Annotated in this window: 18 protein-coding genes and 1 pseudogene; 9 read left to right on the top strand and 10 right to left on the bottom strand. The window is 46.6% G+C overall.

The window, feature by feature from the left end; genetic code table 11:
* The first annotated feature begins 61 nt into the window (after positions 1-61).
* Positions 62-1,438, top strand: a complete 1,377-nt coding sequence (gene dnaB / locus NDI44_RS17595) for a replicative DNA helicase (RefSeq protein ID WP_190411253.1) — start codon at positions 62-64, stop codon at positions 1,436-1,438.
* Positions 1,439-1,645: 207 nt separating this feature from the next.
* Here dnaB and trpB read toward each other — a convergent pair whose 3' ends face one another.
* On the bottom strand, positions 1,646-2,896 hold the full coding sequence (trpB, locus tag NDI44_RS17590) for a tryptophan synthase subunit beta (protein WP_190411252.1): 1,251 nt from the start codon (positions 2,894-2,896) through the stop codon (positions 1,646-1,648).
* 378 nt (positions 2,897-3,274) lie between these two features.
* On the opposite strand from trpB, the gene NDI44_RS17585 reads away from it, so the two are divergent.
* The gene (locus NDI44_RS17585; protein WP_190411251.1) at positions 3,275-3,643 is read left to right on the top strand and encodes a translation initiation factor; all 369 of its coding nucleotides are present in this window, start codon (positions 3,275-3,277) and stop codon (positions 3,641-3,643) included.
* A 128-nt stretch (positions 3,644-3,771) separates the two neighbouring features.
* On the opposite strand, the gene NDI44_RS17580 is transcribed toward NDI44_RS17585, so the two are convergent.
* Complete coding sequence (locus NDI44_RS17580) at positions 3,772-5,943, bottom strand: ATP-binding protein (protein WP_339380925.1); 2,172 nt, start codon at positions 5,941-5,943, stop codon at positions 3,772-3,774.
* A gap of 401 nt (positions 5,944-6,344) precedes the next feature.
* Between NDI44_RS17580 and NDI44_RS17575 the strand changes: the two genes are divergently transcribed.
* Positions 6,345-6,506 (top strand): YqaE/Pmp3 family membrane protein, encoded by a 162-nt coding sequence (locus NDI44_RS17575; protein ID WP_190411249.1) that lies wholly within the window; start codon positions 6,345-6,347, stop codon positions 6,504-6,506.
* Here NDI44_RS17575 and NDI44_RS17570 read toward each other — a convergent pair.
* The 4 genes from NDI44_RS17570 to aroB all read right to left on the bottom strand — a co-directional run bounded on the left by NDI44_RS17570 (position 6,450) and on the right by aroB (position 9,866).
* Positions 6,450-6,623, bottom strand: coding sequence for a hypothetical protein (locus NDI44_RS17570; protein WP_190411361.1), 174 nt, complete (start codon positions 6,621-6,623; stop codon positions 6,450-6,452). The genes NDI44_RS17575 and NDI44_RS17570 overlap by 57 nt on opposite strands.
* Positions 6,624-8,234: an NAD(P)H-quinone oxidoreductase subunit 4 gene (locus NDI44_RS17565; RefSeq protein WP_190411248.1), complete on the bottom strand. Its 1,611-nt coding sequence runs from the start codon at positions 8,232-8,234 to the stop codon at positions 6,624-6,626.
* A 320-nt stretch (positions 8,235-8,554) separates the two neighbouring features.
* Positions 8,555-8,692 (bottom strand): hypothetical protein, encoded by a 138-nt coding sequence (locus tag NDI44_RS17560; RefSeq protein ID WP_190411360.1) that lies wholly within the window; start codon positions 8,690-8,692, stop codon positions 8,555-8,557.
* Positions 8,693-8,762: 70 nt separating this feature from the next.
* Positions 8,763-9,866, bottom strand: a complete 1,104-nt coding sequence (gene aroB / locus NDI44_RS17555; protein WP_190411247.1) for a 3-dehydroquinate synthase — start codon at positions 9,864-9,866, stop codon at positions 8,763-8,765.
* Between the two features lie 96 nt (positions 9,867-9,962).
* On the opposite strand from aroB, the gene NDI44_RS17550 reads away from it, so the two are divergent.
* Entirely contained in the window at positions 9,963-10,058 is a 96-nt protein-coding gene (locus NDI44_RS17550) for a cytochrome b6-f complex subunit PetL (protein ID WP_190411348.1), read from the top strand.
* A 130-nt stretch (positions 10,059-10,188) separates the two neighbouring features.
* On the opposite strand, the gene NDI44_RS17545 is transcribed toward NDI44_RS17550, so the two are convergent.
* The 4 genes and pseudogenes from NDI44_RS17545 to NDI44_RS17530 form a co-directional block, all read right to left on the bottom strand.
* Complete coding sequence (locus NDI44_RS17545; protein ID WP_190411246.1) at positions 10,189-10,707, bottom strand: hypothetical protein; 519 nt, start codon at positions 10,705-10,707, stop codon at positions 10,189-10,191.
* Between the two features lie 239 nt (positions 10,708-10,946).
* Entirely contained in the window at positions 10,947-11,333 is a 387-nt protein-coding gene (locus NDI44_RS17540) for a hypothetical protein (protein ID WP_190411347.1), read from the bottom strand.
* A 378-nt stretch (positions 11,334-11,711) separates the two neighbouring features.
* Positions 11,712-12,158 (bottom strand): annotated as a pseudogene (locus tag NDI44_RS17535) (tellurite resistance TerB family protein).
* A 173-nt stretch (positions 12,159-12,331) separates the two neighbouring features.
* Positions 12,332-12,496, bottom strand: coding sequence for a hypothetical protein (locus tag NDI44_RS17530; protein ID WP_190411245.1), 165 nt, complete (start codon positions 12,494-12,496; stop codon positions 12,332-12,334).
* Between the two features lie 1,030 nt (positions 12,497-13,526).
* Here NDI44_RS17530 and NDI44_RS17525 point away from each other — a divergent pair.
* The 5 genes from NDI44_RS17525 to NDI44_RS17505 all read left to right on the top strand — a co-directional run.
* A complete protein-coding gene (locus NDI44_RS17525) occupies positions 13,527-13,751 on the top strand; it encodes a hypothetical protein (RefSeq protein WP_242028962.1) in 225 nt (74 codons plus the stop codon).
* Positions 13,752-14,061: 310 nt separating this feature from the next.
* Complete coding sequence (locus NDI44_RS17520) at positions 14,062-15,720, top strand: protein kinase (protein ID WP_190411244.1); 1,659 nt, start codon at positions 14,062-14,064, stop codon at positions 15,718-15,720.
* 94 nt (positions 15,721-15,814) lie between these two features.
* Positions 15,815-16,501 carry a hypothetical protein gene (locus NDI44_RS17515; protein ID WP_190411243.1) on the top strand — a complete coding sequence of 229 codons (687 nt, stop codon included), beginning with the start codon at positions 15,815-15,817 and terminating at the stop codon, positions 16,499-16,501.
* Between the two features lie 137 nt (positions 16,502-16,638).
* Complete coding sequence (locus NDI44_RS17510; RefSeq protein WP_190411242.1) at positions 16,639-17,376, top strand: Uma2 family endonuclease; 738 nt, start codon at positions 16,639-16,641, stop codon at positions 17,374-17,376.
* Between the two features lie 26 nt (positions 17,377-17,402).
* Positions 17,403-17,661: transposase (locus NDI44_RS17505; RefSeq protein ID WP_190411241.1), on the top strand; the 259-nt coding region annotated here is incomplete at its 3' end.

The raw sequence follows: 17,661 nt of genomic DNA, 5'->3' as shown, positions 1-17,661 counted from the left end.
GCGATCGCTTAACCCCCGTTATCATAGTCATGGTCTGAATCTTTCTGAGAACGGCCTTGTTATGGCTAACGAACTAAATTTCCAAGGCAAAAACGGTAACGAAGCGATGTCGTCCCTGGCGAATCGCTTACCCCCCCAAAACATTGAGGCCGAAGAAAGTATTTTGGGAGGTATTTTACTAGATCCGGAAGCCATCGGTCGGGTTGCCGATATCCTTCTGCCAGACGCATTTTCAATTAACGCTCACAAGGCAATCTATCGCGCCGCCCTTGCCTTAAGCAGTCAAGGCAAACCTACAGATTTGATGAGCGTCACTACTTGGCTGTATGACAGGAGCGAACTTGACAAAGTGGGCGGACAGAGTAAGTTAGCCCAACTGGTAGATCGCACCGTGTCTGCTGTCAACATCGACCAGTATGCAGCACTGGTGATGGATAAATACCTGCGCCGGAAGTTAATTCAGGCAGGTGGCGAGATTTCTCAGTTAGGTTATGAGACAGCGACCGAGCTGGAAACGATTCTCGACCAGGCGGAACAGAAAGTTTTTAGTCTCACCCAGGATCGCCCTCAGCAAGGTCTGGTACCGATTTCCGACACCCTAATCAATACGTTTCAGGATATTGAAATCCGCCATCAGGATCTCGCCCTCCCCGGTCTTCCCTGTGGCTTCTATGACCTCGACGCGATGACTGGTGGTTTTCAGCGTTCTGACTTGATTATCGTGGCGGGAAGACCGTCTATGGGGAAAACGGCTATCTGTTTGAATATTGCGCGAAATATCGCTGAATTTCATAAATTGCCCGTCGCTGTTTTTAGCCTGGAAATGTCCAAAGAACAGCTGGTGCAGCGGATGCTGGCTAGCGAGGCAGGAATTGAAAGTAACCGCCTGCGGGCTGGGCGAATTAGTCAAAATGAGTGGGAACCGCTTTCGCACGCCCTCGGCACCCTCTCGGAGATGCCCATCTACATTGACGACACGCCGAATATGACGGTGATGCAGATGCGATCGCAAGCTCGTCGTCTCCAGGCAGAACAGCATGGAGAATTGGGATTAATTCTCTTAGATTACTTGCAATTAATGGAAGGAGCCAGTGACAATCGGGTGCAAGAATTGTCGAAAATGACGCGGAGCCTCAAAGGTTTAGCCCGCGAACTCAACGTCCCGATTATTGCCTTATCCCAGCTCAGTCGCGGCGTCGAAGCCCGTAACAATAAGCGCCCGATGATGTCAGATTTACGTGAAAGTGGAAGTATTGAGCAAGATGCTGACTTAATCATCATGCTTTATCGGGATGAATACTATAACAATGACACGCCCGATCGAGGCATTGCAGAGATTATTATTGCAAAACATCGCAATGGCCCAGTAGGGACTGTGAGACTATTATTCGATCCGCAATTTACACGCTTTCGGAATCTGGCTTCTTCCAATCGCTGAGGATGGAAACACGATAGGGGTTCTCAGTTGAGTGCAATATATCCACTCGCAACCTTACCTCAAATTCCTCTTTGCTTTTCGGTGAGGCAAGGTGGTTTCAATCAGTTTCCTTCACCTTGTTTTGTCTCATGAAAAATGAAGAGTAGTGGGTAAATCTTACTCACTACTCTTGAGCCATGACCGAATTGAAAAGACAGCTAATCGCCTTTAAAGAGACAGGACTTTAGCAACTGTCTGCACATCCTTATCGCCGCGTCCAGAGCAGTTGATGACAATGCGGGGATTGCCAGTCAGTTGAGGGCAGAGAATATCCAGGTAAGCGATCGCGTGAGACGTTTCCAACGCTGGAATAATTCCCTCTAGCTGCGATAACTTCCGAAACGCTACCAAAGCCTCTTGGTCAGTCACGCTGTAATATTCAGCTCGACCTTCATCCTTGAGATAACTATGCTCCGGGCCAACGCCGGGATAATCTAGACCAGCGCTGATAGAATGCGCCTCCACCACTTGACCATCCTCATCTTGCAGCAAATAGCTCATCGCCCCGTGCAAAACTCCCACCCGTCCCTTAGTAAGCGTGGCAGCGTGTTTCTCGGTATCAACACCCTCACCAGCCGCCTCAATTCCAATCAGCCGGACTGATGGGTCTTTCACAAACTCGTAGAAGAGTCCCATCGCATTTGAGCCACCACCGACGCAAGCTAGGAGAATATCCGGCAAACCGCCCCATTTCTCCATCGCTTGAGCGCGAGTTTCCTGACCAATTACTGCATGGAAGTCGCGCACCAACATCGGATAAGGGTGAGGGCCTGCAACCGAACCTAAGATGTAGTGAGTCGTTTCTACATTCGTTACCCAATCCCGAATGGCTTCTGACGTGGCATCTTTAAGCGTTCCGGTTCCCGCCGCCACAGGGCGCACCTCTGCCCCCATCAGCCGCATCCGGAACACATTCAGCGATTGCCGTTCCATATCCTGGACGCCCATATAAATGACGCAATCCAGACCAAATCGAGCGCAAACCGTGGCTGTAGCGACGCCATGCTGTCCGGCACCCGTTTCTGCAATAATCCGCTGCTTGCCCATTCGCTTCGCCAACAATACCTGAGCCAAAGCATTGTTGATTTTGTGGGCACCCGTATGGTTCAAATCCTCCCGCTTCAGATAAATTTGCGGCCCCGTACCATCTGGCTTTGCATAGTGAGCCGTCAAACGTTCGGCAAAATAAAGAGGGCTGGGACGACCCACATAATCCCGCAGCAATCCTTGAAGTTCCTGCTGGAAAGCGGGTTCAGCTCGGTATTGTTGAAAAGCAGCTTCCAACTCACTCAGCGCTGGCATCAACGTTTCCGGCACGTACTTGCCGCCAAATCGTCCAAATCGCCCTAGTGCGTCGGGTTGTTGTGTAGAAGCGTTAGCAGTTTCTTGGGAATCCGGAGAAATGGGAGTACGTGTCACAGCGAATTGTGGGAATTACAACACAAACTTCATTATAGTTTCGATGAGTTTATCCAAAACAAAATTAATGGGCTGGAAGGTTCTGGTGTCTCGGAGATAGAGTGGGGCTGGGAGGTGCAGCCGTTGAGATAGGAACTGGAGTGGCATTTGAAGACGGCGGCGGCGACTGGTTCGATTTTGGCGGCGAGATTTAACAAATTCGCTAAAATTGCCCTACAGGGTAGACAGGTGCGCTCTTACAGATGTATCTCACACTCTCATTGAGAACTGCTACATCTGAATAAATCGCGGACAAAACTCGCGCCCAAATTTTGAAGAGATTTCCGGCTCCTTCTCGATCTAATCTGTTCTTGAATAACTTATACCCGACTCACTGTTATGTCTTCTCCCAAGGGCAAAGCATCCAGTTCTAAAACACCCGCTCAAAATCGCGTTATTTACTCGGAATTCGGAAACACCGATAATTCAGATGCCTTAGAACGACCCGTGCCAGAACTACCGCCCAATCAGCAAAACCTCAAGGTTCAGGCATCTCGGAAAGGAAGAAAGGGCAAAACTGTAACTGTAATTAGTGGCTTTCAGGTAAAACTAGAAACACTGGAAGCCCTGGCGAAACAGTTGAAAGCTCAGTGCGGCACGGGGGGCACAGTGAAGGAAAATGCGATTGAAATTCAGGGCGATCATACTCAGAAACTCGTCCAAGTTCTCGCAACTTTGGGCTACAAAGCGAAAATCAGTGGCGGCTGACTTTAGTTGGAAACGGGATGAAATGCTAGAAATCAAAGTACGGATCTAGGATTATCAATTGCTCTCTCGATGGGAGTGGAAAAACACCGATAATCGCCGGTTTAGTCAGCTTGAGTAAGGCACATTTCTCAGGAAGGTTGCGCTTCAGTAAGAGTCGAAGGCTTCAGCGGCAACGACACTGTAAAGCAAGTGTAATTGGCAGCACTTTCTAGATGAATCGTGCCTCCTAAATTGGCAACCAATTTCTGGACCAGCGCCAGTCCCAAGCCAGTCCCGCCTTGCTTCCAGGGATCGGAGTTGGGAATCCGGTAAAACTTTTCAAATACTCGTTCGCGCTCGCTGGCTGGAATTTCCACGCCAGTATTTATTACGCTCACTTCCATCTTATCTGCGACGCTACGTGCTTTTACTGCAATCCGTTCGGCTGATGGCGTGTACTTGCAGGCATTGTTGAGTAACTCGCTGAATATGCGTCCTAAACTGGTGCGATCGCAAATTAACGGAGGCAGTTCGGACTCAAGGTGAATTTCTAAGTGGCGATCGCGTTCTTGGGCTGGCTTTTGAAAAGTTTCTACAATTGTGGGAAGCCAATCTTCTAGCTGAATGCTTGTCAGTACCAAAGGCTGAATCTCTGCATTGATTCGCTGCCACTCTAGTAGATCGTTGATCAAGTTGGTTTCTCGCTCGCATTCATTATGCAAAATATGGAAGTAGCGAGCCACTTTGTTTCTTTCTGCAGGCGGCTTCGAGAGTTCTGCAAACAGTCCGTGGTCTTTATTCAAGGCAATCCCCAACATCTGAATCGCCATTTTCATGTTGGCAACTGGCGATCGCAATTCATGGGGAACGGTACTGAGAAAGTCATCTTTGAGGCGATTCAGCTTTTCCAGTTCTGCGACTTGCGTTTGTGCTGCTTGATAGAGTCGGGCTTGTCGAATTGCGATCGCGCATTGAGACGCCACTTGCTGCACAAGCTGGATTTCCAGCTCGTTGAAAGCTTCTTCCTGCCGCTTAAATAACCATAGATCCCCGAACACTGCTTGGCTATCAAAAATCGGACAAGCTAGGATAGCCACCGATCCTCGAATCTCAGGGATTAGGTAACAAAACTGGAAATACTGACCTTTCAGTAATTGAGCATCGTCTTGAAAAAGGTCAGAAATTGTGACGACTTTTCCTAGTGCCGATGGCAATCCTTGGGTGTATTCGTGAGCAATTGTCGCCGTGGTTTGATTGGCATCGTATAAAGCTGTATCGCAGCCTTCAATCCCCAACACTAACGTTAATTCTTCGACAGCCGTTTGCAAAATATGGTTTTCGTCGAGGCTATCGCGAACTTTGTCAGTAATGCGTTTAAGCATTGCTTCAAAGTCAAGTATCTGTTGCAAGTGGATTGTGCGATCGCGATTGAGCTGGTCGTGGGGTTGCTCGTGCAGCGTTTTTTGCAACCTCGTATCCCTTACCCCGCTATCATTTTGGGCAATTTTTCCCTCAACCTGATTTTCTATATCTCTCTCGGCGCACTCCCAATTTGTCCCCGAAAAATCTACTACCCGCTCGGCTTGACACGGAAGCATTTGTTGCAGCAGCCAGCGCAAACCTACGACTTGCAGATGTTGCGGCTCTTGCACTGGCTCGACAGTGACGATAGCCTTAAATGTCCTACCCTGCCTTGTTTGCAGGCAGATTTCCCAGTTATTGACAACAAATCCCTGTTGTAGGGCGCTGAGCTGAGTCTGAAAGTCGTCGCGAGCATCCGTGACCACGAACTCCACCAGCGCCTTACCGACTAAGCTTTCTTGAACGCTTTCGAGCCACTCACCGCTAGTCCGGTTGGCTGATAAAATTACGGCTTCTGGATTTGTCACCAAAAAGCCAATCCCCTTTCCCTGGGAAACCACCTCTGAGTTGCTATAAGCAGGCTCGATTGCTTGTAAAGCTTTTTGGTGAGTGGAAAGGAAAATAAACTCACCTTCGGTTGGGGAACGCTGCTGTTCTTTGAGTCCTGCGTGATTTTTGTTAGCGAATTCTTGCTGAATTTGTTGGCGCAGTTGCTCAATGACGGCCTGCATTTCTTGCAGCTGGGTCGATAGTTTTTTCAGAGCATCCACGAGCGGCTCCTGGTGAGACATCGGTAACTTTCCAGCACATTGCCACAGATGCTCAAGCCGCTGTAGGGAATCTTCAATCTGCTGGTCTAGATCATTTACCATTGCACCCTTTAGCCGTCTAGACAACGCTTCTGTATCAGCAGTAATACCCATATCAGCAATGCTCAGATTTTGCCGGATTTGTTGCAATAATAGCTCTGCTTATTTGTGCCTTTATTTTCTTAATAGAATAACTTCATATTCTGTGGGGCAGCATCGCATCTTAGACTGATTTTCCCCAAAAAAGTTCCTGCCTTGTTGATAAATATGCAGTGCAGCTTGATGTTCTGAGGATTTCCGCGATAGTTTCACACAAACCATTGCTTCTCGGCGATCGCCCGCAATTCCCGTTCCCAAAATTCCTCTCTACTGACGACTGACTTAATATTTTTAAACATTAAAGATTTTTAGCATTTTAGTAGCAAAGATAACAGTAAAGTTGTTTTATCTACTCACCGATAGATTGACAGTTCTATCGGAATAGAGAGAAGAATTCCCCAAATCAATGAGATCCTAGAAAATATTCCCATTAATTCTCAAAAGGTGTTTTTATGGATTTCTTCCGTATCCTGATCGCTATTTTTGTGCCACCGCTGGGCGTTTTCTTGCAAGTTGGCTTTGGAAGAGACTTTTGGATCAATCTCGTCTTGACTTTTCTAGGTTATTTTCCCGGAATCATTCATGCGGTGTGGATTATTATTTCGAGAAAATAGCGATCGCTCCTCCATTCCCCCACAACCTAACCATTCGGCTCCATCCAAAAGAAACAAGGAGCCATCTTCATGGCTCCTTAAATCAGCACGATTGATTTCTAAGGACAGTCGAGTCAATTACTCGGCTGCACTCAGCAAATTTCCAGCCGCAGTAGCGGGTAAAGTTGGTGCAACCAAACCGCGCGAGTAGAGAGGCGCTTTGGTTTGAGCGACTAGAGGGAGTACATTGTGAACCTGGGCAGCGATCGCTACAGTCTTCACATCGTAGGTTTGAGTTGCCACCTTGGGATAGAAACCAATTCCGATAATCGGAATAATTAAGCAAGCGGCAATAAACACCTCGCGCGGCTGGGCATCCAGCAAGACTAAATCTGTTACCAACTCTTGATGTTGCTTACCGTAGAACACCTGCCGCAGCATAGAGAGCAAATAAACTGGCGTCAGAATTAATCCCACCGCAGCCAGCAATACTACCACTACTTTGAAAGTGGAACTGTAAGCATCGCTCATGGTGAAGCCTAAAAAGACTGTCAATTCCCCGACAAATCCACTCATCCCTGGTAAGGCGAGAGAAGCCATTGAACCGGCGGTGAACAAAGCAAAGACTTTAGGCATTTGTTTCGCCATGCCCCCCATTTTTTCCATCATCAGGGTGTGGGTGCGTTCGTAGGTAACGCCTGAGAGGAAGAACAGCGCCGCTGCAATCAACCCGTGGGAAACCATTTGCAGAACTGCACCGTTTAGCCCTAAGTCAGTGAACGAGGCAATTCCAATCAGTACAAAGCCCATGTGGGCAATCGAAGAACAAGCTAGCCGTCGTTTGAGATTGCCTTGAGCAAAAGCGTTTAAAGAACCATAGACAATGTTGACGACACCCAATATCACGAGTACTGGGGCGAAATAAACATGGGCGCTAGGCAGCATTTCGATATTCATGCGGATTAGCGCATAGCCGCCCATTTTCAGCAACACCCCAGCCAAAATCATCGAGACGGGGGCGGAAGCTTCGCCGTGAGCATCAGGTAGCCAAGTGTGCAGCGGGAAAATTGGCAGTTTGACGCCGAAGGCAATCAAGAAACCAGCATAGGCAAGAAGTTCTAAGGCTAAGGGGTAATGCTTGGCTGCCAGTTCTGCCATGTCAAAGGTGACGGTATCGCCATAAAAAGCCATTGCTAAACCGGCAACCAAAATGAATACTGAACCCAAAGCAGTGTAAAGGATAAATTTGGTAGCAGCATATTGGCGTTTTGGCCCTCCCCAGATGGAGATGAGCAGGTACACTGGCACTAACTCCAGTTCCCACATCAGGAAGAACAAAAGCACATCCTGAGCAGCAAAAACGCCTATTTGAGCGCTGTACATTGCCAGCATCAGGAAGTAAAACAAGCGTGGCTTATTTGTAACGTTCCAAGCCGCGAAGATAGCCAGGGTGGTGACTAAGCCAGTCAGGGCAATCAACGGCATAGACAGCCCATCCACCGCTACAGACCAATTTAGACCGAGTTGAGGCACCCAAGAATAGGTTTCAACTAACTGAAATGTTGGGTTTTTTAAATCGTAGTGACGCCAAAAGGTATAAACAATCAGAGCAAAATCTACTAACGCTACTCCCAATGCGTACCAGCGGACGGTCTTGCCGTCTTTATCCGGTAGTACGGGGATGGCGAAGGAAGCGAGTAACGGCAGCAGAATAATCGTGGTGAGCCACGGAAATTGAGTACTGATCATCAGAACCTACCCAAGGTTGAGGCGATATTGCGGCATTTAGGTGGCGTATTGCAGGCACTCTACAGAGCAACCTGTACTTTGCCAAAGTTTCCTTTATAGACTCAATCAGAAGTGATGTCTTAGGAATTTATACTTACCCTACGAATATATCTCTAGTTGTTTAAATGTTGCAATATGTTAATTTAAAAATTTTTATGTTAAGCATCTGGACAAAAAAAAGACGGCTGCGATCGCCGTCTTCGAGTAAATATTTGATAAGAACGCCCTAACTAATGCGCTCAAGAGCGCCCAAAGACCCTTGCTCAGTTAATGCAAGCCAGTTAATGCAACGCCAATACAGGCTTCCCGAATAGGGTGGCGCGATGACCGCGAGAAACCAATTCGTATTCGTAGCCTAAAGTCGTTATCGGGTTGAGATGACCGGAGGGGGTAGGACAGATGAGGCCAAAGTGAGTCATCGGCAAACCCCTAAAAACAGATACGTTTGACGAACACAGTTCGCGCAGTGCAGCTTTTTACGCTTACAGATTAATCGGGAGTAAGCATTCCTTGCAGCACCTGTCGTATTACATCTGACGGCACTTGGTCAGTCACAGTTACTGCACCGATTTGGGTGGGGAGGACAAACCTTACCTTTCCCGCTTTCACTTTCTTATCGGTTTGCAGCGTCTCAATAATTGCTTCGATGTCTAGCCCTGCTGGTAGCTGGGTGGGTAATCCGGCTTTTTGAATTAGGGCATCTTGACGTTGGGCGTCTGCCTTGTCCCACATCTGAAGGTTAACCGCAATCTGACCCGCCGCGACCATCCCAATCCCTACTGCTTCCCCGTGGTTCACGACACGGTAGCCGGTTAAGCTTTCTACAGCATGACCGATAGTGTGACCGTAGTTGAGAATGGCGCGGAGTCCAGCTTCTTTTTCATCTTTGCTGACGACATCGGCTTTGGCTTGGCAGGATCGTGCCAGGATTTCTTGTAATAAACCAGCGTCTAGAGAGGGGAGTGAGTCAAGATATGGCGATCGCTCCATCTGCTCAAATAAATCAGCATCCCAGATAATCCCATACTTAATCACCTCTGCCATCCCCGCCCGAAACTCTTGCACTGGCAAAGTTTTCAGCACCTCTGGGTCAATTAAAACCAGCCGCGGCTGATGGAAGGCACCAATTAAATTTTTTCCTTGGGGATGATTAACGCCGGTTTTGCCGCCAATGGCAGCATCAACCATTGACAAGAGTGTTGTCGGAACTTGTACGAAGTTAATCCCCCGCAGCCAGGTAGCCGCAGCAAAGCCAGTCATATCACCAATTACGCCACCGCCTACCGCAACAAGCGTTGAAGAGCGTTCTAGGCGATTTTCCAAGGTGGCGTCGTAGATTTTTTGGACAGAGTCGAGGGTTTTGTAGCGTTCGCCAGCGGGAAGGGTTAGTTCGGTAACGTCAAAACCAGCTTCTTTAAGGGATGCGATCGCTTCTTGACCATAGTGCCGAAAAATTTCTGGGTTAGAAACAACCAACACTTTCTTCCCCAAGTTCAAACTGGTCATCTTAGCGCCTAGTTGCTCTAGACCAGAAGATGCGATCGCAATTTCGTAAGCCTGCTGCGGTAAATTAACCCGAATCACCGATTCCATAAACCAAACCCCATCAACCAACAAGCGCCCGTGGGCTGTATTCTACTCCACTTGATGTTTCAATGGTGGATATTGCGTTCTATCGGAAAAATGGAAATCTCTGGAGCGATCGCTTACTTCTTACTTTTGGGTGGTGCTTTTGCTGTTGCTGTGGGGCTGTATTTCGGTCTCCGCGCCATCAAGCTGATCTAATCACCAGCCTGCTGGCGAAGGATGAACGATGAAGGAATTGTTCGTTCTGTACTTCTTTCCTACTTTATCCTTGCTAAAGGCAGGTTACAGTAAGGAGACAAGAAGACGAATCAACGAATCCTTTCATCTCTCATCCTTCTGTTAGACTTAACACCTTGACTGTAGATTGCTTTGGGTTACTCTCACAGGGCTTGCTAGTCACTCGACGCGCCATTTGGATTGTTTTTGGCAAAACTCCCACCAATTGAGCTAGAATCTCATCCGGCATTTGGGCAGTCGCTTCAAGACCAAAGTATTTTTCAAATACAACTAAAATGACACGGGCACGCTGCAACGGCACGCAATACTCCATTGCTTTTTGAGTAAAGCGAATCCATTGTTGCCGAATTTCATAAGCTTTTTGTCGCTCGACGCGAGACTCAGGGCAAACCACTGACGGGTTGCCAATGGGAATCACCCGGCTACAATTAATATCAAACAGACTGCCAATCCCTGCACCAGGACCCGCCAATTCTGCATGGTGGCGATGACAGATAATTAAGGCACTGCTGCGACAACCATTGACCCGGAGGAGCTGTCCGCTGTGCAACTGGCTTAAGATTTCTGTGGGTTGATTAATCGGTTTGGTGATGAGGGCTTTGTCGGGCATCGTAAGTCACAGAATCCTCTAAATTGAGTATCTTGCATTTACTTATACCCCTCGGTGATCGAATCTGTTTAGGGGGTGTGATACCCATTTGACTCATTAGTGATTCTTATCACTATAAATCCTGTGACTCACAAGAGATGAAGATGTTTACCCATCCAGGATTGGACTTGTAGCACAATGCTTGAGGACGTTTCCCTAGGCTAGCGTTGTGCTTTCCAGCCAATCGTCTGACGGCATCTTCAACTTTTCAAAGGAGTTAGAGTCGCCAGAGGTAATATCGCTGTTTTAGCTTTGTCGTTGAGTAGCAGTTTGCCAGCTGCATCGACACTAAAATCTTTTCCTGGCATAAATCCTTTGCAAATCAAACGTTTGCCGACAGCTACTGAAGTAATGGTGCGAATTTCTTGCATTACATCGGCAGGAATGAGATTCTCTATCGTCCACAACACTGAATCGCTGTCAAACCAGATTAAACGTTCGATACTCACCAGCATCATGCCACCGAGCTCTTCGAGGGTCATCTGACTTCTCAAATTCGCTATCAGGTCTTTCCCAATCTGGCTATTGCGGGTCATCATCGCCCTAGCCATCTTGGCAATTTCTTGTTCTAACTCTAAGTAGTTCATTCCTGACATTTAGGTTTCCTTCCTAACTGTGTTTGCGGTTCTGCCAAGTATACCTAAAGAAAGAGTAAAATATACCCCTAGGAGGATGAAGAAATAAATTATTTTAGAAAGTATAAGCAGAACCTTGTCAGTAGCGCCAGACAGTAGAATGACTGCGCGATCGCTGTTATGGCGATCGCAAGAGTATATAGATGCTTTACGAGGAGAGCTTGATAAAAATTGGATAAAAAGTAGAAATTTGAGACATTTCTGAGGGATGTGAGTGCTGAGCGCATACCGGGAATCGTAACCAGAAAAAAAAACCCCTTAACAGGGGTCATTTAGTCTCTACTGAAGAATATTTATCGAGATTTAATCCAAAAGCGTGAGGGGATAGGTTTAACCTCGGTTTTTAATTAACATCACTTGCACAATCTGCACCGCCGTTTCCGTGGAAATCTCTAAAGCTTGATGCAAATCGTTTAAAAAATTCTGTTCTTCTTAGGTAACGATGCCATCGGCTAAGACGAGATTGGTTGCCACTGCAAAAGCCGTTTCCTGTAAATCCTGAGGAAGAGATTCACGAGCCGCTTTAACCAACCCGCTAGGGCCTTGTCGTTTAAGAATACCGAGAAGTTTATCAAACATCCGTCTCATCACATCGTCTGGATAACTTCTGAAGAGTTTCATTCGAGACAGTGTAGAAGAAATGCCTCGTGCTTCTTCGTCGGAAAGGTATCCGTCAGAGGCACAAGCAGCTAAGGTAATAGCAGCAAATGCTTCCGTTGGACTAAGCGTTTCTTGAACTTTGTTCTGAGTACTGAATACTTTGTCAAACAAGCCCATCGCAGTCTACTCCTTAGCGGCATAGTAGGGATTTACTTGTCCTACACGATTGATGCTGATGATTCCAGAAGCCTGTCAACTTCAATCCGCAGCTTGGTTGAGTATGACGCGAGTCCTAGATGGGTATTTTTAACAGTCAAACTATTTGAGCGAGAACTTTTAGCGATCGCTGTTCAACGAGAACCGAGTTGCCGTGAGGGGGTGTTGTCGCTAGCTTTTTCAATCTTGTCGATCGCGATTAAACCCAGGTAAGAAGCCGCAAGGAGGAAGATAACGGAAGCTAAATAGGCGTTTTCAAGCATCCGTAGCGCGGTTTCAAAAGTAATGTAGGTCGTCATGGTTTGGCCTTCTCAGCTCTGGGCTGTTGTTGTTCTTCCCTTATTACTCCACACACTGGCTACTCATTTCCTCAGAAGAATCACTAGATTTAGCCTAAGAGCCACTAATGTCCCGGTAATTACACGGGTTTGACTCAACAGGCTGGTAAGTCTCGTGAAACTATAAATACTAACCTCAAGAGCAATAATACTGAGGCAATCGACGAATTGAGTCATTTAGCGAAGCTTCAGTTTTTTAGTTTTTGATTTTTTATACTTAAATATTTTTTGTGATGAGGTGCGCGATAGCGTACAGCCCCTTGGGCATGAAAACAGCGAAGCGAGGCGTTAGCCTCGCGCTGACTTGTCAGTTCGCCCACTTCAACGATTCCTGCGTTTTTGGGTTTGCTCTTGATACCGAGATTTGGTTCCAAGTTCCCTCTAAACTTGCAAGAAAAAACTTTTCCTAAGAAAGCGATCGCGTCCAAGTTTCTCGTAAACTTTAGTTTTTCTCAGCTTCCCGATCGTCTTAATTTTTCAAGAAAATCAACATTTTCCCAATTAAGGGAAGATGTTGAGGTTTTTATCCTTGGGAATTAATTGCTTCTTGTATACTAGTTCTCCGTTTCTAGCTACAGCAATTGCTAGTTAAATAATGTTTTTAAAATTCATTTATAAGCAGTTGATTTAGGAATTCATTCTTAGCCATAAATATTGGATCTCTTTTACCTTTAATATTATTATTTAATTTTGCTGTTTGTGCTTGCTATAGGCTTGAACAAAGGATTAATGGAGAGAATCAGATAAATGATCCTTTCAATTTATTAGACTGTCGGCAACTTGTAAAATTGGCAAGTTTTGGTTCCACATTACAGCTTATCAAAAAAAATTTAGTTTGTTTTAAAAAAACAAAAAAATTACAGAGTAATGTATTCAAAAGCACTTAATGACTTAATATCTGGGTATTTCTTTGGAACAGCTACTCCTTCCCTTTGATAGAAGCAAAGGTTTAAACCAGTAATTAGATTAGTAAAAGAATCACCGCAAAAGGATGGAAATCATGTTTGCCATAGGGGATGATGTTCTTAGCCAGAAAACTGGGCATTTTGGCAAAGTGGTTGGTTACGGACATGAAATGGTTAATGGGGTTTATTTACCAACCATCAAAGTGCTTATAGCTGAAAGTTTAAAGTCTGGGAAAAAGGCTTTTGTAGAGGAGGACTTGCATTCAGCATGGATTCAACAGCAGACCGCTACTACTCTCTCTGCCAAATAAGTTTTTGGTAATACATTAAAGAAGCACGACAAGTGAAAACAAAGCCGGAGAAGCAACTCTCCGGCTTTGTTTGTATCTAAACACTTTAAATTATTAGATTGCACCCGATACCACCCAATGGATATCGTTTTAAGAATCACCATGCCCTTATCAAGCGCTCAGTCGGTTCTAGAACAAAGGTAAAGTTCCTCAAGGGCTGGTAGTATCGTATTTACTTATCGCTGGTGAAGATTATCCTGGCGGGTTTTCCGGTTAGTCTGAGGCGTCGAGTAGAATCGAGGGAGCTTGTGTTTTCATCTAATTCTAGTCTGTGACCAGTGCTGCCCACTGTATTAATCCCGATTGTTCGCGTCCCTATCCCCAGCCTTGGGGAAACAAATTTTGCAACTGTTGTGGGGCACCGCTACATCTGAACAATCGCTATATTCCTCTCCAGACTTTAGGATCTGGGGGATTCGCTGCTATTTATACAGTCTGGGATTTGCAGTTGGCAAAAGACCGGGTGCTGAAGGTATTACTGGAATCTTCATCAAAGGCGCAGGAACTGTTTGAGCAAGAAGCATCTGTTTTAGCAAGTCTGCATCATCCGGGTGTCCCTAGCGTCGAGCCAGATAGCTATTTTGTAGTGAATTTGGGTCATCCCTCTTACCGACGTCTGCCTTGTCTGGTAATGGAAAAAATCAACGGTCAGACATTGCAGGATATCCTGGAGCGCCACTATCCCCAAGGGTGTCCGGAGCCGCTGGTGGCGAATTGGCTGAAGCAAGCGCTCGATATTTTACAAGAGTTGCATCGGCGGCAGATTATTCACCGAGATATTAAACCCTCCAACTTGATGCTGCGCCAGGAAACCGGGCAACTGGTGGCAATTGATTTTGGCGGGGCAAAACAGATAGGCACTGTCCAAGTGGGTCAAGAGGCAAGTTCAACACGTTTGATTTCTCCTGGATACAGTCCGCCGGAGCAGATTTTTGGAGGTGCAGTGGGACCGGCGGCAGATTTCTATGCACTGGGTCAAACGATGATTCACTTGCTCACGGGTCGATATCCCCCGGAGTTGGAAGACCCGGCGACAGGAGAGTTACGTTGGCGTCATTGCGCCCCGGTGAGTCCCGCCTTCGCCGATTTGCTGGATGATATGGTGCAGGCTGATGTGCGCCAGCGACCGGCAACGGCTGTGGAAATTCAGCAGCGTCTGGCTGGGGATTCTTCCATGAAGACGAAAACCAGTCAGGTTCCGCAGTCTTTCTCGGATGCGATCGCGACCCTCGCTAGCAGAAGTTTGAAGCTGTTGTGGGTCGCGATCGCCTCTATTGTGACGCTAGCGGGTCAAACGGCTCTTTTCGTGGTTCGAGCGATCGCTAAAGTTGTGACAGCTTGCCTGGATACGCTTTGGGAGATGCTTGTTGGCGGAATTGCGGGGGGGGTGTTTGCTGTTACTGGTTTTTCTTTGGCTTATGTGTTCCCTTTAGGGACTCATTTCGCTGCTTTGCTGGCGCAGCTACCACCTGTTTTCCCCTATATTCCACCCCCAGTCGGACAAGCCATTCTGCTATTTGCATTCGCTGGATGGGGAACGGCTTGGGGTCTTACTGAAGCTGGTGGCTTTGGTCAACGCAAGCGCCGTTTAGTGGCTGGACTAATGGGTGTCTTTGGCTATGGGTTGGGGTGGCTGGTTTGCCATCTGATGCCTGCTGGAACGGTGCTACAAATGGTCACGTTGATTGCAGTTGCTGTTGGCCCGTTAACGCTCGGTCTTGGTTTGCCCAGCCATCAACTGGTTCACGCCATTGTCGCCGCAGCTGGCACAGCCGGAATCTTTGGGGGTTTAGGGTTCTTTACTCTTAGTTCGTTCGATCTCCTTCCTAGCCTTGGTTTTTTCAGTCTCCTGGGTGTCACGATTGCCTTCTGGCTGGGCGTGAGTTACTACTTGGTTGTGCCTTTTCTGCGTTGGTTAGGTTGGCGTTAATGACGTGTCGCCTGAACCGCGATCGCTTAATCCCCGGAATTTGCGATCGCGCCTTGGAAGCTCTACTTGAGCAGACAGATTTAATTAGCAGCTCATGATAAAAAAAATTTTCTTATTGGCAATGGTTCTGATGTTGGGTGCTTGTAACTCTACAACAAATTCCAACCAGTCCACATCAACAACATCGACAACTTCCCCAACTCCCTCAACAGTGGCTGAGTTACCCAATTTGCAGTGTCAAGGCGAAGTCCCGCAACCTGTGAAAGCAACCCTTGGCGAACATCGCCTCGCCAAGGAATCCGATTTTGTACCGTCGATTCGCAACTTTAAGTCTAGTGAAACTCCGGACAAGAAGTTTACTTGCAGCATCTTCTCGGCTGATTTTAATCAAGATGGGTTGAAAGACTATGCCATGTTGTTAGTGGCTGAAGAAACGGCTGATTTCCGATTTCAAATCGCCCTGAATCAAGGCAATGAAAAGTTTGAGCGATCGCTCGTGAAAGATTACAGGCGCACCACGAAGCCAGAAGAAGGGGTAATTTACACTTCAATGGACTTCAAGCCTGCAAAAGAAAAAGGTTTAGCTAACCGCAAGTATAGTCCTTTGAAAGCGGAATCGCCAGAAGAAAAAACCTATATTAATACACCAGCGATTGAATTGTGGAAAGTTAGTAAGACCGATGAACCACCCAAACAACTAGATGTAGATTCTCTTGCTTACTGTTCTGAGGCTTTATACTTCTTAGATGGTAAACAAAAAACTTTTGCAGTCTGCGATTAAGTTTTTATTTAAGGGACAAGTCTACTTGCATTAAATAAATTTAGAGAAATTCCATTTTTTAGAAAATGGGCTTCTCTAATTTTTTTGTTTGTATCTACTTATTTATCATAGAGTCAGTAGTCTTAGGGAAATCAGCCATGTTAGAGTACAAGCCACCGAAGTATTTTCCCTCTTCCGAGGAGCTACCCGACTCTGACGAAACGCCTGTGGATAATGAACTGCAAGATTTAATCCCCGGTTTACTAAAAGCTATATTGGCTATGGCTTGGGCAGATCGCATGGATTGGTTTTTTGGCGTAGATATGGGAATTTACTACGATCCGGATCAACCAGCCATTGTACCCGATGGATTTCTTAGCTTAGGAGTTGAGCGGTTTTTTGATGAAGAACTGCGCTTAAGTTATGCGATTTGGGAAGAAGATCGCGTGCCAACTATGGTGTTGGAGGTTGTCTCCCAAACTTATCGGAAAGAATACAGCCAGAAAAAGCTAGATTATGCGAATTTAGGGGTTTTGTACTACGTAATTTATTCGTCACGCCGTCGCAGAAACCCACATTTGGAAGTGCATCGGTTGGTTGATGGCGAATATGTATTGCAGCCAGGAAATCCGGTTTGGCTCCCAGAAATGGGATTGGCGATTGGTACAGAACGGGGAATTTATCAAGGAATAACGCGGGAGTGGTTGTACTGGTACGACGAGCAAGGGCAAAGATTGCTGACACCGGAAGAACGCGCTCAGCTTGCCGAACAAAACGCCCAACTTGCCGAACAACGCGCCCAACTTGCCGAACAACGCGCCCAAACTTTAGCAAAACAACTTCGTGCTATGGGGTTATCGCTCTTTTGTCACTTTAGGGAGAGGATAATAGGCTAAAACGGGTTCAAAGCCAGAATTTACCTATGACAGAACCACGTCCAGCCCAAGCCACCGTGAAATTTGTGGATGATTACTGCCAATGGTATCAATCCCTATTTCCAGAAGTGAGAAGCTTTGAAGCTTTTAAACATTTGCATATTGGGATGATTTCGGACATCAAGAGGAAATCATTACCAGCGATAGCCAAAGTGGTGGGACTAGAGCAGGAGCAGTCGCTGCATCACTTTCTCACTACCTCACCCTGGAAAGTAGAACAGTTGAGACAGCAAAGATTAAAGCTAA

The sequence above is a fragment of the Trichocoleus sp. DQ-A3 genome (assembly GCF_039961975.1).
Taxonomy (GTDB): domain Bacteria; phylum Cyanobacteriota; class Cyanobacteriia; order Cyanobacteriales; family FACHB-T130; genus FACHB-T130.
This window is presented reverse-complemented; position numbering and strand designations above follow the sequence as displayed.